The organism is Marinobacter sp. CHS3-4 (genome assembly GCF_030053415.1).
Classification (GTDB): domain Bacteria; phylum Pseudomonadota; class Gammaproteobacteria; order Pseudomonadales; family Oleiphilaceae; genus Marinobacter.
Genome location: NZ_JASGBJ010000001.1, coordinates 285548 through 299111, shown reverse-complemented (window position 1 = coordinate 299111; position 13564 = coordinate 285548). Strand labels below are relative to the sequence as shown.

General features: G+C 55.6%; 14 protein-coding genes. 4 read left to right on the top strand and 10 right to left on the bottom strand.

Annotated elements, in window-relative coordinates; genetic code table 11:
- Positions 1-88 precede the first annotated feature (88 nt).
- The 4 genes from QLQ17_RS01410 to QLQ17_RS01395 all read right to left on the bottom strand — a co-directional run bounded on the left by QLQ17_RS01410 (position 89) and on the right by QLQ17_RS01395 (position 3485).
- Positions 89-1234 carry a patatin-like phospholipase family protein gene (locus tag QLQ17_RS01410; protein WP_283207749.1) on the bottom strand — a complete coding sequence of 382 codons (1146 nt, stop codon included), beginning with the start codon at positions 1232-1234 and terminating at the stop codon, positions 89-91.
- 31 nt (positions 1235-1265) lie between these two features.
- The gene (locus QLQ17_RS01405; RefSeq protein WP_283207748.1) at positions 1266-1808 is read right to left on the bottom strand and encodes a hypothetical protein; all 543 of its coding nucleotides are present in this window, start codon (positions 1806-1808) and stop codon (positions 1266-1268) included.
- A gap of 86 nt (positions 1809-1894) precedes the next feature.
- Positions 1895-2206 carry an outer membrane protein assembly factor BamE domain-containing protein gene (gene bamE / locus QLQ17_RS01400; protein WP_283207747.1) on the bottom strand — a complete coding sequence of 104 codons (312 nt, stop codon included), beginning with the start codon at positions 2204-2206 and terminating at the stop codon, positions 1895-1897.
- Positions 2207-2372: 166 nt separating this feature from the next.
- Complete coding sequence (locus QLQ17_RS01395) at positions 2373-3485, bottom strand: NADH:flavin oxidoreductase (RefSeq protein WP_283207746.1); 1113 nt, start codon at positions 3483-3485, stop codon at positions 2373-2375.
- An 89-nt stretch (positions 3486-3574) separates the two neighbouring features.
- Here QLQ17_RS01395 and QLQ17_RS01390 point away from each other — a divergent pair, with 89 nt between their 5' ends.
- Entirely contained in the window at positions 3575-4051 is a 477-nt protein-coding gene (locus QLQ17_RS01390) for a winged helix-turn-helix transcriptional regulator (protein ID WP_283207745.1), read from the top strand.
- A 13-nt stretch (positions 4052-4064) separates the two neighbouring features.
- Here QLQ17_RS01390 and QLQ17_RS01385 read toward each other — a convergent pair whose 3' ends face one another.
- Entirely contained in the window at positions 4065-4241 is a 177-nt protein-coding gene (locus QLQ17_RS01385) for an RSP_7527 family protein (RefSeq protein ID WP_283207744.1), read from the bottom strand.
- A 128-nt stretch (positions 4242-4369) separates the two neighbouring features.
- On the opposite strand from QLQ17_RS01385, the gene gcvA reads away from it, so the two are divergent.
- Positions 4370-5272 carry a transcriptional regulator GcvA gene (gene gcvA, locus QLQ17_RS01380; protein ID WP_283207743.1) on the top strand — a complete coding sequence of 301 codons (903 nt, stop codon included), beginning with the start codon at positions 4370-4372 and terminating at the stop codon, positions 5270-5272.
- 63 nt (positions 5273-5335) lie between these two features.
- On the opposite strand, the gene QLQ17_RS01375 is transcribed toward gcvA, so the two are convergent.
- Positions 5336-6637 (bottom strand): DEAD/DEAH box helicase, encoded by a 1302-nt coding sequence (locus tag QLQ17_RS01375; RefSeq protein ID WP_283207742.1) that lies wholly within the window; start codon positions 6635-6637, stop codon positions 5336-5338.
- A 233-nt stretch (positions 6638-6870) separates the two neighbouring features.
- A complete protein-coding gene (locus tag QLQ17_RS01370; RefSeq protein WP_283207741.1) occupies positions 6871-7248 on the bottom strand; it encodes a DUF302 domain-containing protein in 378 nt (125 codons plus the stop codon).
- Between the two features lie 203 nt (positions 7249-7451).
- Here QLQ17_RS01370 and mltF point away from each other — a divergent pair, with 203 nt between their 5' ends.
- Positions 7452-8855, top strand: coding sequence for a membrane-bound lytic murein transglycosylase MltF (gene mltF / locus QLQ17_RS01365; protein WP_283207740.1), 1404 nt, complete (start codon positions 7452-7454; stop codon positions 8853-8855).
- A complete protein-coding gene (locus tag QLQ17_RS01360; RefSeq protein WP_283207739.1) occupies positions 8852-9922 on the top strand; it encodes a transporter substrate-binding domain-containing protein in 1071 nt (356 codons plus the stop codon). The genes mltF and QLQ17_RS01360 overlap by 4 nt, the downstream gene beginning before the upstream one ends.
- Before the next feature lie 34 nt (positions 9923-9956).
- Here QLQ17_RS01360 and QLQ17_RS01355 read toward each other — a convergent pair whose 3' ends face one another.
- The 3 genes from QLQ17_RS01355 to QLQ17_RS01345 form a co-directional block, all read right to left on the bottom strand.
- Positions 9957-10877, bottom strand: a complete 921-nt coding sequence (locus QLQ17_RS01355) for a lysophospholipid acyltransferase family protein (RefSeq protein ID WP_283207738.1) — start codon at positions 10875-10877, stop codon at positions 9957-9959.
- 71 nt (positions 10878-10948) lie between these two features.
- Positions 10949-11878, bottom strand: a complete 930-nt coding sequence (locus tag QLQ17_RS01350; protein ID WP_283207737.1) for a lysophospholipid acyltransferase family protein — start codon at positions 11876-11878, stop codon at positions 10949-10951.
- Positions 11879-11908: 30 nt separating this feature from the next.
- Positions 11909-13405 carry a flavin-containing monooxygenase gene (locus QLQ17_RS01345; RefSeq protein ID WP_283209029.1) on the bottom strand — a complete coding sequence of 499 codons (1497 nt, stop codon included), beginning with the start codon at positions 13403-13405 and terminating at the stop codon, positions 11909-11911.
- Between the last annotated feature and the right edge of the window lie 159 nt (positions 13406-13564).

The window sequence follows — 13564 nt, the reverse complement described above, 5'->3', positions numbered from 1 at the left end:
TGGAATGCTGAGTATAAATAGAGACTGGCCACGATGTCTCTAGGTCATAGAGCGCCCATCGTGGCTTGAAGGAAAAGAAAATGGCGCGCTACTCGCGCTCTGCACCCGGCACACCAGCAAAAAACCGTCCGATCTGACGGGCATGGTGCTGCCCATCCCGATAGCCCAGGCTGATCAAATCTTTACAAAATCTCGGGTCAAATAGCAGGAAACTGGCAAGACTGGCGCTGGCATCGCCGTCGATTTCAGACGCACCAGCCAACCGACGCAATATGAGGGGCAGTCCGTCGAGGTATTTCATGGCTATTTCATCGATAGGCTCTGACGGCGAGATTTCCAGAATATCGACGGGATTCAGATCCAGGCCGGACGCCTTTAACCTTTCCGGCGGAATCAATGCCAGCAGTTGGTTGATCATTCGGGAGCGATCAATGTCGTAGTCCAGCGTATCCAGAAAAATACCGTTGAACACGTGGCCGAGCACCTGGGACATGGTCGGCATTCCTGGTTGCGCCGGCCTTTTGACCGGGCTCATCTCGTTGGCGCTCACACCAACCACCAGAACCTTTCGAGCGCCCAGACGCAATGCCGGGCTGATATGCGCCATCTGTCGGGTAGCGCCGTCACCAAAAAATTCACGGTTAATTCGAACTGGCGGGAACAGGGTAGGAATGGCAGACGACGCCATGATGTGGTCGAGGGTAAGTTCGGTCCGGGTGCCAGCACGCTGCCCTACAGACCATCCCCCAAGGCCTTCGGCGGCCTCAAAAAAACAGATGTTCTGACCGGTACTGTACCCGCAGGCATTCAAGCCTACGGCATCAATGCTGCCCTCGCGAATGTGGTCACGAACATTGTCCAGATTTATTTCCCGCTTCAGCAACTCCTGCAGCGGAGTATTGTCCAGCAACGATGTCGGCCCGCTTTCTATGGGGCGGCTGACAAACTTACGGGCCACCGACGTCAGACTTCGCACGAGGCTATACGAGCCAGACCGGAAAATCTGGTCCATGGTCAACTCAGACCAGATACTGTCCAGGTGATCGATGTTATGGCGAAAAAGCCCCCGGCTTCCGGCGATGGCCATGGCGTTGATGGCGCCGGCAGAGGTCCCGATGATGACGTTAAATGGATGCTGCCAGTCCGGATACATGTCGGAGATGGCGCGCAGGACGCCTACCTGATAGGCCGCCCTGGCGCCGCCGCCCGTGAGTATCACACCGGTTTTCGTCATGTCCCCCGTCCCGGCTGGGGCCCACTGATCATCAAGCAGGCTTGATCTTATGGTTCCGCCGCGAGGCGAAGGGATTATTCACGCTGGAATCTTTGCCCTGCAGTTTTGCTTCGGGGTGATTCTTGGTCATCAATTCCTTCACCTTGGCCACATGATCCTTCGGCGTGTCGACCATAATCAGGTACTTACCTGCTTCTATGTCCTGATGGAACGGCTGGAGGCGATAGTTCTCATTCTGGATACCGCCAAAACCGCCCACCCAGGCACCGGCCGCAACAATGAACGCGAACAGCGCGATCCAGGCCGCTGCTGGCATAGCCAGAACTTCCAGGAAGGAAAGTGGCAGTAGAATGGCCAGGGCCAGAACGAAGCCAATCAGGGCTCCCCGCTCCACAAATCTGGGAAGATCCGTTCGGTCTAGCACTGAGGCCGTGTGCAATTGGTGGGTATAAAGCCCGGCTTCATCCTTGCTGACGATGTGAAACCGCCAGTCCGTCACGCCGTGCTGGTGAAGATCGTCAGAAATGTCTTTGGCACTGTCGATAGAAGATACCAGATAGAACAGACGTATCATGATGTGTCTCCTTTTTCATTAAGAAATGGAGCGCTCTTACAATAACAATCTAGTTCAAAATACCGGTGTTTTCCTCCCGGCGACGCCTATTCTGTGGTGTTAAAAACGTACGATGCTACCGACCCATCTGGATTAAACCGCACAACGAGGTCGGTGGTTTCCGCCTCGCCGAAAGCCGACCAGCGATACTTGCCATAGGTCCAGGTACGCTTGCCATCCTCAATACCAGTACGCCAGGGTTCTCCAAACATCTCCTGGATGTCGTTGCGGGTCGTCTCTCCAATCTTGATCTGATCCACATTGTGGGTGGCGAAGTCCTTGCCGACGGTTGCGCAGCCGGCGCCCATCACCAATAGAAGTGTCACCAGAAGTACCCGAATTGATTGAAATTTCGTCATACCATGCTCCTCAGAACCATCAGCGTATAAGTGGCAGCATAACGTAAATACCGGTCACCATAAGGTTTGCTGAGATTACGGAAGCATTAATTTGGTGGGACAAAAAAACCCGGCCGTGGCCGGGGTCGAAGGATCGCACTTCAAGGAAGGGGATTTACAACAGCAATCAATACAGTTTGGTCAGTGATTTCTTGGCAAAAGCCTCGACGTCGTCGATACGGCCCTCTTTCACCTTGATCAGCCATTCCGGATCCTGGAGAAGCGCGCGGCCAACCGCAATCAGCTCGAACTCGTGGTTCGACATGCGCTCTAACAGCTCGTCAATGCCAGACTGCTCCACGGCTTCTTTCTTGCTGGCGAACGTGCCGCTGATGAAATCTTCTGTCAGCCCTACGCTGCCCACGGACATGGTCGGCTTACCAGACAGTTTCTGGGTCCATCCGGCAAGGTTCAGATTCGAGCCTTCAAATTCCGGCTCCCAGAACCGGCGGGTGGAGGCGTGGAAAATATCAACGCCAGCTTCGACAAGAGGCTTCAGAAACTGCTCGAGTTCTTCTGGCGTAGTAACCAGCTTTGCCTCGTAATCCTGCTGTTTCCACTGGGAAAAGCGCAGCATAATTGGAAAATCTGGTCCAACTCGTCCTCGCACAGCTTCGACAATTTCGACCACAAACCGCAGGCGATTCTCCATGCTGCCGCCGTATTCGTCGTCCCGCTGGTTGGTCCCTTCCCACAGGAACTGATCCAGCAAATAACCGTGGGCACCGTGGATTTCAACGCCATCGAAACCAAGCGCCTGAGCATCCTGAGCACCATCAGCAAAGGCCTCAATTACATCGTCGATGTCTTCCTTGCTCATCGCCTTGCCGTTAGGCTTGCCCGGCGCAAACAGGCCGGACGGACTGTATCCCGGTACGCTTGCGTTAGGCTCGGTGCCCTCTTTACGCACGGCACCCACGTGCCACAGCTGAGGAAAGATGGCGCCGCCCGCTTCATGAACGGCATCAACCACTTCTTTCCAACCTGCAAGCGCTTCGTCACCGTGGAAAAACGGCACGTTCGGATAACCACTGGCAGCGTCGTGATTGACGGTGGTGCCTTCAGAAATCAGCAGCCCCACGCCCCCTTCAGCGCGGCGGCGATAATAATCCACGACCTTCTGATTCGGCACATTCCCCGGCGAGAAATTACGGGTCATCGGGGCCATGGCAACGCGATTGCGCAACCTCAGGTTATGGATTTCAAACGGCTCAAAGATAGGGCCAAGGTTCATGCTCATAATAGATCGCAACCTTATTAATTTAGTCTCTTTACGCAACTTTATTGAATCTGGTTTTAAAACGCAACCCTATTCGCTACACTCCCTGCATGGCTAGAAAACGATTTGACGACTCAAACTGCTCCGTCGCCCGTGCACTCAATGAGGTGGGCGACTGGTGGTCATTGCTGGTGGTTCTGCACGCGATGTACGGCACCCGCCGCTTCGTGGACTTTCAGAAAGAACTGGGTATTGCCCGCAACATTCTGTGCGACAGATTGGCGAGGCTGGTAGACAACGAGGTTCTGAAGAAAGTGGAGGTTGGTGAACACGGTTCCCGCTGCGAGTACCGGTTGACCGAGAAAGGCCGCGACCTCTTTCCGATTGTGGTTGCACTTCGGCAATGGGGTGATAAGTGGAATCCGGCGCCGGAACAGACACCACTGGATCTTCGCGACCGGGAATCCGGAGAGCCTATCCAGCCAATCACCGTACAAAGCGCTGATGGCCGGCCGCTGTCCGTGCGCGACGTTCTGGTGAAGGAATTGGTGCCGAAAGTCGATTCAGCAAAGAAAAAAGCGGTGTAAACACCGCTTCCTCTCAGTGGCTAGGCGAAAGCTTCCCAACCGATCCGCCCTGAAACAGCGATTTCACTTTGGCCACCAGGGCAGCCATTTGTTCCGCGATGTATTCGGAACGCTGTTCGTGCGCCAATCTCATGTAGTACGCAACATCTACTCTGCCAGCGGCGTCTAGTTTAACGTTTTGCTTATTCATAATCGTGTCTCCTCGTTTCGGAACTTAGAACTCTGTATGGGTGTAATGGTAAGGAAGCCACCGCCGTTGAAAAAGCGATCATTTCTAACGATACTGCTGAATATATTTCATGCTTAGTAGAAACCGAGATGCGACACCTGCCCCCCCTGAAAGCCTTGCGAGTTTTTGAGTCATCCGCCAGAAATAGAAGCTTTGTGGCTGCATCAGAGGAACTCTTTGTCACCGCTTCAGCGGTGAGTCACCAGGTTAAGACGCTTGAGAATTTTTTAGGTGTTTCCCTATTCAACCGCAGCGGTCGGAAGGTTGAGCTGACACCGGCGGGAGAGCGATACCTGGCTTCGGTAAAACACGCCTTTGACGAAATCGAAATGGCAACACAGCGCCTAACGGCGACCCACGAGCCCAACGTCGTCAAGATCAGCGTGGCCCCCAACTTCCTCACCCGTTGGCTGATGCCACGCATGACCCGTTTTCGCGATCTCTATCCCGATATCGAGCTGCAGATCAATGCCTCAATGGGCTTGCTGGATTTCAATCAGACCAACACCGATATGGCGGTCTATTACGGCAACGGCGAATGGGATGACATTGAAGTACACTTCCTGCGCGAGGTGCTGTTGGTGCCGGTGTGCAGCCCACAACTCATGAACAGCGGGCCACCGTTGGAAAAACCCGAGGATCTGGAACACCACACGCTGATCTACGTGAGTAAGCGCCAGTGGGAATGGGAGAACTGGCTGCACAAAGCGGGCGTCGACTTTATCCAGCCCAAGGGTAGCCTTCAACTGTCCAGTGGGCAGTTAGCCACTGCGGCCGCGCAAGAAAGTCTAGGGGTAGCCCTGGCCGATCTCACACTCACTTCGCGGGAGATCAACTCCGGCCAATTGGTGGTTCCGTTCGATATCCGACTGGATACCCACAAGGCCTTCTACCTCGTCTTTCAGAAGCATCGTCCTTTGAATGCGGGCATGAAGGCTTTTAAGGAATGGCTGATGAGCGAGATGAAGATTTCAGATCCAGAGGCAGCTTAAACCAAGCCACCTCTGGCAAAAAACTCTGAAGCGATGTAAACACCGCTTTGTGCTGCCAATCAATCAGGCTGAACGGCGCGCCTGGCTCGGTCCGCCACTCGCGTTACGACCACGCCCGCCACTGCGGCCTGCTGGACGGCCATTCTCACCACCAGGGCTTCGGCCACCACCACCGCCATTTCGGTTCCGTGCGCGGCTGGAATCGGCTTTTGCCTTGGGCTTAAGCGGCAGATTGTTCTTTGGCTCAAAGCCTTCAATCTCTTTCCGCGGCAGCTGCTTTTTAATCAGCTTCTCGATGCCCGCCAGCATCTTCCCTTCATCGGCACTGACCAGCGACAACGCATGGCCGCTCTCACCGGCCCGACCAGTACGACCGATGCGGTGCACGTAATCTTCCGGTACGTTTGGCAACTCGAAATTCACTACCTGGGGTAGCTGTTTAATATCGAGGCCACGAGCGGCAATGTCGGTGGCGACAAGCACACGGATATCGCCCTGCTTGAATTCGGATAACGCACGGGTGCGTGCGCCCTGAGACTTGTTGCCATGAATGGCGGCGGCGGTAATGCCGTCCCGCTCCAGCTTCTGGGTCAGGCGGTTGGCGCCGTGCTTGGTGCGAGTGAATACCAACACCTGTTCCCAGCCATTGTCCCGCACCAGCTTGCTTAGCAGCGCGGTTTTCTGACTCTGATCCACCGGGTAAACGGACTGTTTGATAGCTTCCGCAGAGGTATTCCGCGCCGCGACTTCGACCTGAACCGGATCGTTCAAAAGGCCGGTGGCCAGCTTGCGGATCTCCGGAGAGAAGGTAGCGGAAAACATCAGGTTCTGACGTTTCGCCGGCAACATCGCCAGGATCTTTTTGATGTCACGGATAAAACCCATGTCCAGCATGCGATCGGCTTCGTCCAGCACCAGCACTTCCACTTCATCAAAACGCACCGCGTTCTGCTGATACAAATCCATCAAGCGGCCCGGTGTGGCAACCAGCACGTCCAGCCCTTTGCGCAGCTTCATCATCTGCGGATTGATTTTCACCCCGCCGAATACCACGGCGGATTTGGTGGGCAGATATCGGCTGTATAGGGCAACGCTGTCGTGCACCTGGGCCGCCAGCTCACGGGTTGGGGTCAGAATCAGCGCCCGCGGGCCCTTGCCAGCGCGTGGTGACGCAGAAAGTCGCTGCAACAATGGCAGCGTGAAACCGGCGGTTTTACCCGTGCCGGTCTGGGCTGCGGCCATCACGTCCTTACCGGAAAGCACGGCAGGAATGGCCTGAGCCTGGATGGGGGATGGGGTTTCGTAACCCTGATCGGTGGTGGCACGCACCAGCTGCTCGGAAAGGCCGAGTGAAGAAAAACTCATATTGAATAAACTCTTGATAATTCAGCTCCATCGCCCTGTAACGGCGGAGAGCAGAGACCATGATTGTCATGGCAAAAAAGACGACTACAGTCACGCAGCTTTAAGCGGTGACGTCCTCTGACAGGTCGTATGGAGGTTCGCACGGCGGGCCTATGGCCCTGAATTGCGGAAATCCCTAGAGGCAGGATGATGAGCACACTAACAGAATGCCCGGGCAATAGCTATGAATTACGTTAGCGGGTAGCCGCGTTCGCAAACTTACCCAGAGCACCAGACACTTTTTTCAGTACCTTGTCACAGCCCTCAATACCGTGACGTTGATCCAGGTACGTCGGATCATTGAAGCCCAGCCAGACCTGTCCGGCTTCGTCTTCCCAAATCAACGCCTTTTGCGGCAGATCAATGGCAACGCGCTGCGAACATTGCATCAAGGCTGTGCCGACTTTCGGATTTCCGAATATCACCAATTCTGTGGGCCGCAATTCCAGACCCACGCTGGCGGCATTGTCCGTGTGGCTGATGCGATTCATCACGGTCATGCCTTTCTCCTCAAGCGCAACCACCAGGCGATCTGCCGTGTCAGCAACGCTGTGGTTACTCTCGAAAGTCATTACGCCCTCTGATGCCAAACTGCACAGCGGCAGAAGCAAAGTAAACACGAATGCACACATTCTTGTAGAGGCTTTCATACAAACTCCCTTTGGAATCTCACCTGCCAGCATAGGCCAGTTTCGAGCGGTCTGTAGGCCAACATGATACATTGAAGGAAAGGTTACGTAGTTTTACCTACAAATTCCCGGCCCAGAGGTCTCCCATGACTCGAGTCACCCATCGGAGCCTGACCCATAAGCTCCTGAATTCCGCATCGGTCACTGTTTCGGTGCTGGCCTTGATGATGGCCGGGTGCAGTCAGCCATCTTCAGAAACCACCGCAGCTACACCAGGCTTGAAAAGTCCGGAAGAAACCGGCGTGCTTCAGGTGGCCACCCGAAACGGCTCAACGACCTACTATCTGGATCGACACGAGAACCCGATTGGCCCCGAATTCAGCCTTGTAGAGAAATTTGCCGAAAGCAAAGGCTGGACGGTGGAGTGGACCATGCACGAATCCACGGCTGAGGTACTTGAGGCCCTGGAGTCTGGCAACACCCATTTAGCCGCTGCGGGTCTGACCCATTTGCCGTCTCGAACCGAGAAATTTGCTCGTGGCCCCGCTCACACCGAAATCACCCAGCAACTGGTCTGTCACCGGGAGCAACGCCCCATGCCGAGGCTGCCCGAAGAGATTCCCGGCGTGGAAATCCGCGTGACCGCCAAATCCAGTTATGTGGAGACCCTGAACGCGCTGTCTGGTGAACACGAGGGCATCCAGTTTTCCGAAGACGATGAACTGACCACCGAAATGCTGTTGTCCGAGGTGGCCGAACAGGATCTGGATTGCACAGTGGCCGATTCCAACATTGTTCAGGTCATGCGTCGCCATTTCCCGCACCTTGAGGTTGCCATGAACCTGACCAGCGGACAGAACCTCGGCTGGTACTCGCCCACTGCCTTCAAAGACATCGCGGACACCTCGCACGAGTGGATGAACAGCCGCGAAGGTGACCTTGCCATCGGTGAGATGGAAACCCGTTATTACAGCTACATTGGTGAGTTTGACTTTGTAGACCTGCGGGCGCTGAACCGTCGGATTGACGATCGGTTGCCAGAATACAAAGAGAAATTTCTTGCGGCTGAAGAGAAAACCGGCATGCCAGCCGACCTTCTGGCGGCTTTGTCCTACCAGGAATCCCATTGGGACCCAACAGCGATCTCGCCCACCGGCGTTCGCGGCATCATGATGCTGACCCTCAACACCGCAAGGTCTCTGGGCGTTACTAACAGGCTGGATCCGGAAGCCGCGATTGATGGGGGTGCGCGATATCTGGCTGATCGCCACCGCCGCCTGCCAGAAACGATTCCGGAGCCGGATCGCACGTTCCTGGCCCTGGCCAGCTACAACATTGGCCGCGGACACTTGCTGGACGCACGCCAACTCGCACGGGAGCTAGGCAAAAACCCGGATTCCTGGGAAGACATGGCCAAAGTACTGCCCTTGAAAGCGGACAAGCGCTATTACCCCAGCACCCGCTACGGCTATGCTCGCGGTTACGAGCCGGTCCATTACGTACAACGCATTCGCAACTATCGTGACGTGATTCAGGGGGCGTTTGAATGAACCGGATTCTGCGCCTGCTGGCATGCCTGCTTCTCTTCCTGCCAGCCCTTGCGGCCGGGCAAGCAGAGGAAGAGCCGATACGCGTGGGTATTACCGAGGTGCCGCCTTTTGTCATGAAATCGGACAACGGCGAATGGGAAGGCATCAGTATCGACTTGTGGCGCCAGGTAGCCGATAAACTGGATCGGAAGTACGAATGGGTGCCCCTTTCCTTCAACGACCTGCTAAAACAGGTCGAAAGCGGACAAATTGATGTGGCGGTTGGTGCCTTGACCATGACCGCCGCGCGGGAGTCCGTCTTTGATTTCACCCATCCGTTCTATCAGACCGGCCTATCCATCGCCATTCCTCCGGCACCGGAGCAGGGCCTGATGGCCAGCCTGCTAGGGCTATTGAGTTGGGATTTCTTTAAAGTCGTGATGTCTCTGGGCGCCCTGCTGCTGGGTGTAGGATTCGTACTCTGGCTGGTCGAGCGCAAACGCAACCCGGAGCAGTTTGGTGGTTCGGCCGCTGAAGGCATTGGTTCCAGTTTCTGGTGGGCCGCGGTGACCATGACCACGGTTGGCTACGGTGACAAGGCGCCGGTATCGCTGGCAGGGCGCTTTGTCGCGCTGGTCTGGATGTTCGCCGGTTTGATCATGGTAGCCAGCTTCACGGCGGCTATCACATCGTCACTGACGGTGAACAATCTGCGCTCTCAGATCCAGGGCCCGGAAGACCTGATCCAGGCAAAAGTGGCGACCATTGCCAACACCGCCAGCGAGGAGTATCTGCAGGATCAACGCATTCGACACGAGGAATATCCCAACCTGACCGAAGCGATGATGTCTGTCGTGAGGGGCGAGACCGACGCCGTGGTGTACGACCGCGCCTTGCTGCAATATCGCAACCTGCAACTGGGCAGCGACCGTCTCACCCTGCTGCCCGCCGTATTCCAGAAGCAACTCTATGCGCTGGCGTTGCCGGCCGACAGCAACCTGCGGGCACCTGTCTCAGAGGCGATTCTGACCGTCACCGAGGCAGACAACTGGCAGGGCAACGTGCGTAAATACCTGGGACAGGATTGATCTGAGCCTGCTGGCGAGAGCCAGATCACGCCCCTCAGTAGACCGGCTCGTAACCTTCGGGCCGGGTCTTAAACCGCTTATGCAGCCACAGATACTGGTCCGGGTACTCCCGGACCGTATTTTCAATGTATTGATTCCAGGCCGCCGTGTCGGCTTCAGCGTCCTCACCGAATCGTTCCTGGATCGGCGAAAACCGGACCTGGTAGCGCCCATCCGGCAGCCTCAAATGACTGACAAATATCACCGACGCCCGTGACACCTTGGCGATGTAACTGGGGGACGTCACGCAGGGCGCGTCCATGTTGAAAAACGGCGAAAAAATCTCGGTTTTATCACCCAGATCCTGGTCGCAGGCAAACCAGACCTCACCGCCTTTTTTCAGAAAGGACACCATCGGCCGTAATTCCCGTTTGGTGAACGGCTGAATGCCGAAATGGCGACGACGACCACGCTCAATCATCCAATCGATCACCGGGTTGCCATTCGGACGGTACATATAGCCCGGCTTGGACAGATGGCAGGCGATCAGCGGCAACGCAAAATCGAAAATACTGTAATGGCCGCCGATCAACAGCACACCGTTGCCGCGTGCCTGTGCTTCACGAAGGTGTTCGAGACCCTCGATGTGAGCATTTTCGCAGTACACCGACACATCTCGCCACCAGGCATGCAGGCTCTCCAGAAACCCGCGAGTACACGCGACAAAATTATCCTGGATAAGTTGGTTCTTTGACGCCTCGCTGAGCTCCGGCATGCAAACGATCAGGTTCTTGTCTGCGACTTTACGGCGGGAGCGCATTTTGCGCTCCAATAATCGCCCCAGCCAGGCACCAAACTTCTGTTTGGTGCTCATAGGCAACAGAGACAGTAGATAAAGCACGAAAACCGCCAGCCAGGAGGGCCAATGCACGGGGTGCCAGAGCGGCCGGTTTCTATTGCGTTTTTTGCGGGACATGATGAATCTTGCGATGAAACGTGAACGTCGAAGCCTGACACATATTCAAAAAAAATGTTGATGACTGGCGCTCAATAGATGGGGGCAGACCCTTCGGGACGGGTTTTGAAGCGCTTGTGCAACCAGAAGTACTGCTCTGGCCTGTCTCGAACTGTCTTTTCGATGTATTGGTTCCATGCCCGAGCGTCGGCCTCGGCGTCTTTGCCGAAACCCTCTTGAATCGGGGAATAATCCACCCGGTAGCGATTGTTCTTTGTTCGGTAGAAGCTTACAAAGATGACCGAAACAGCGGCCTCTCTCGCAATGTGGGTCGGTCTGTCGATGCACGGTGCCTCGACACCCAGAAACGGAATGAAAAACTTTGTCTTATCGTTGAAGTCCTGGTCACAAGCATAGGCGACCTGACCGCCATTCTTCAGAAACGCCACCATCTCTTTGCCCTGAAACTTGTCAAAGCCGGTCATATTGTCGTGGCTGTGGCGGCGGCCTCGTTCAATCATCCGATCTACCACCGGATGGTCATTGGAACGATACATATAGCCGGGTCGCTCTGCGGGGGCGAGAAACAGATGAAAACCCAGCTCAATTAGACTGTAATGGGCCGTGATCAAAAGTACACCTTTACCTTTCGCCTGTGCCTGTTGCAGGTGCTCCAAGCCGACATAGTCTGTTCTTGAAGTAACGTCGAACAGCGGGTGCGACCACAGATGAACGCTGGCCATCAGCCCCCGACTGACTTCAACAAACGTCTGCCGAGCCACCTCATCAGTATGCTCGGCAGACCAGTCTGGAAAACACGCTTTCAGGTTCTGACGGGCAACTTTCGCTCGGGATTTCGCCACCCGGTAAAGCCTGTTGCCCAGCCACTCACCAAACGCTTGCTTGCTCTGAAAGGGCAACAACGAAAATAGGTAAACGATGCCCATGCAGAACCAGGCCAGCCAGTAGCGCGGGTGCCATAGGCTCGGCGACGGGTGTCTGCTCTCTCGTGGTTTATTCAATACAGTCTCTCAAGGGGCTGAGCCAGGTAACTAAGCCATTCGGGCGTTCAGTTGATCCGTCACAGACCAGGCCGTCGACGAGAACTGGAGATACCCATCCTCGATTGGTCCATACCGCAACGTCTTGATGTCCTCTTTGTAATTCTGCGTCACTCGCCATGGGTCTTCCAACCCTTGCCGTGGCAGCCGGTCGTCGGCGCGGCGGATGTATCCAGAATCGAGCCCGCCCATCACCGTATCGTCAGCACGCTGATCACTGGTTTCTCTCGGAACGCACACCGAAAGACCCTTTGCATCCATGTGGTTGAGCAGTCGGCAAAGGTATTCGGCTGCAATGTCGACCTTCAGCGTCCAGGATAGATTGGTGTAGCCAAAGATCATACCTGCGTTTGGCACGCCTTCTACCATCACATTCTTATAAATCACCTTGTCACGCAGAACCACAGGCTTACCGTCAATGATCATGTCTACACCGCCAAGCATCTGGATGTCCAAACCGGTGGCAGGAATCACGATGTCGGCGTCCAGCTGCTCACCGGACTTCAGTCGGATCCCATTGGCGTTGAAACTCTCAATGTGATCGGTCGCCATGGACACGCTACCTTCGCGCAGGCATCGGAACAGGTCGCCGTCTTTCACCACGCACAAACGCTGATCCCAGGGATTATAGCTGGGCTTGAAATGGCGCATGTCCACTTTGCCGTCGAGCTGTTTGCGCACGGTATTGAGCATCCACTTGCGCATCATCTGAGGGCGCTTGCGCGACAGATTAAAGAGCAGTCGGGCGATGGTGATGTTGCGAGCCCGAGTCAGCCGATAGGCAAGCTTTGCCGGAAGCACTCTCTGCAGGAAGCTGGCGATTCTGTCGTTGGACGGTAACGGCATCAGATAGGTGGGCGACCGCTGCAGCATGGTCACGTGGCTGGCTTTCTCTGCCAGCGTCGGCACCAGCGTGATGGCGGTGGCACCGCTGCCAATCACCACAATCCGCTTGTCCGCGTAGTCCAGATTTTCTGGCCAATGCTGGGGATGCACCATCCGGCCCTGGTACTGATCTTCATTGGGGAAGTCAGGCTTGTAGCCGGCATCGTAGTTGTAATAGCCGGTGCAGCCGATCAGGAAACCGGCGGTGAACTGCTCGGTCTCACCCGTGGCGTCGTTCACGGCGGTCAAAGTCCAGCAGCAGGCCTCGCTCGACCACTCGGCTCGTTGGACGGCCATGCCGAAGCGGATGTGAGGCATGACATCGTATTCGTCTGCGGTCTCGGTCACGTAGCGCTTGATGGAGGGGCCATCGGCCAGCACCTGGCTGCCCGTCCAGGGGCGGAAATTGTAGCCGAACGTATACATGTCCGAGTCCGACCGTATGCCGGGATAGCGAAACAGATCCCAGGTGCCGCCCAGATCCTCACGGCGCTCCAGAATGGTGAACGATTTGCCCGGGCATTCCCGGCGCAAATGGCAGGCCATGCCAATGCCGGACACACCCGCGCCTATGATCAATACGTCTACGTGTTTTTGCTTCATTGCCATGGTCCACACCGGTCTTTTTATTATTCACGTAAACCCAGACTAGCCCGGAGCAAGGAAGCGGGAAATTGGCCCAATCACACCTATCCGCCGACGTTTCAGCCAGTTTCGATTTCCCGCTAATAAGAATGCTTGATGGCCTGATCTAACCACATC

Excerpts from the sequence above, each read along its gene's own strand:
- QLQ17_RS01410 (WP_283207749.1), bottom strand. The coding sequence starts at position 1,234 with ATGACGAAAACCGGTGTGATACTCACGGGCGGCGGCGCCAGGGCGGCC.
- QLQ17_RS01405 (WP_283207748.1), bottom strand. The coding sequence starts at position 1,808 with ATGATACGTCTGTTCTATCTGGTATCTTCTATCGACAGTGCCAAAGAC.
- bamE (WP_283207747.1), bottom strand. The coding sequence starts at position 2,206 with ATGACGAAATTTCAATCAATTCGGGTACTTCTGGTGACACTTCTATTG.
- QLQ17_RS01395 (WP_283207746.1), bottom strand. The coding sequence starts at position 3,485 with ATGAGCATGAACCTTGGCCCTATCTTTGAGCCGTTTGAAATCCATAAC.
- QLQ17_RS01390 (WP_283207745.1), top strand. The coding sequence starts at position 3,575 with ATGGCTAGAAAACGATTTGACGACTCAAACTGCTCCGTCGCCCGTGCA.
- QLQ17_RS01385 (WP_283207744.1), bottom strand. The coding sequence starts at position 4,241 with ATGAATAAGCAAAACGTTAAACTAGACGCCGCTGGCAGAGTAGATGTT.
- gcvA (WP_283207743.1), top strand. The coding sequence starts at position 4,370 with ATGCGACACCTGCCCCCCCTGAAAGCCTTGCGAGTTTTTGAGTCATCC.
- QLQ17_RS01375 (WP_283207742.1), bottom strand. The coding sequence starts at position 6,637 with ATGAGTTTTTCTTCACTCGGCCTTTCCGAGCAGCTGGTGCGTGCCACC.
- QLQ17_RS01370 (WP_283207741.1), bottom strand. The coding sequence starts at position 7,248 with ATGACTTTCGAGAGTAACCACAGCGTTGCTGACACGGCAGATCGCCTG.
- mltF (WP_283207740.1), top strand. The coding sequence starts at position 7,452 with ATGACTCGAGTCACCCATCGGAGCCTGACCCATAAGCTCCTGAATTCC.
- QLQ17_RS01360 (WP_283207739.1), top strand. The coding sequence starts at position 8,852 with ATGAACCGGATTCTGCGCCTGCTGGCATGCCTGCTTCTCTTCCTGCCA.
- QLQ17_RS01355 (WP_283207738.1), bottom strand. The coding sequence starts at position 10,877 with ATGTCCCGCAAAAAACGCAATAGAAACCGGCCGCTCTGGCACCCCGTG.
- QLQ17_RS01345 (WP_283209029.1), bottom strand. The coding sequence starts at position 13,405 with ATGAAGCAAAAACACGTAGACGTATTGATCATAGGCGCGGGTGTGTCC.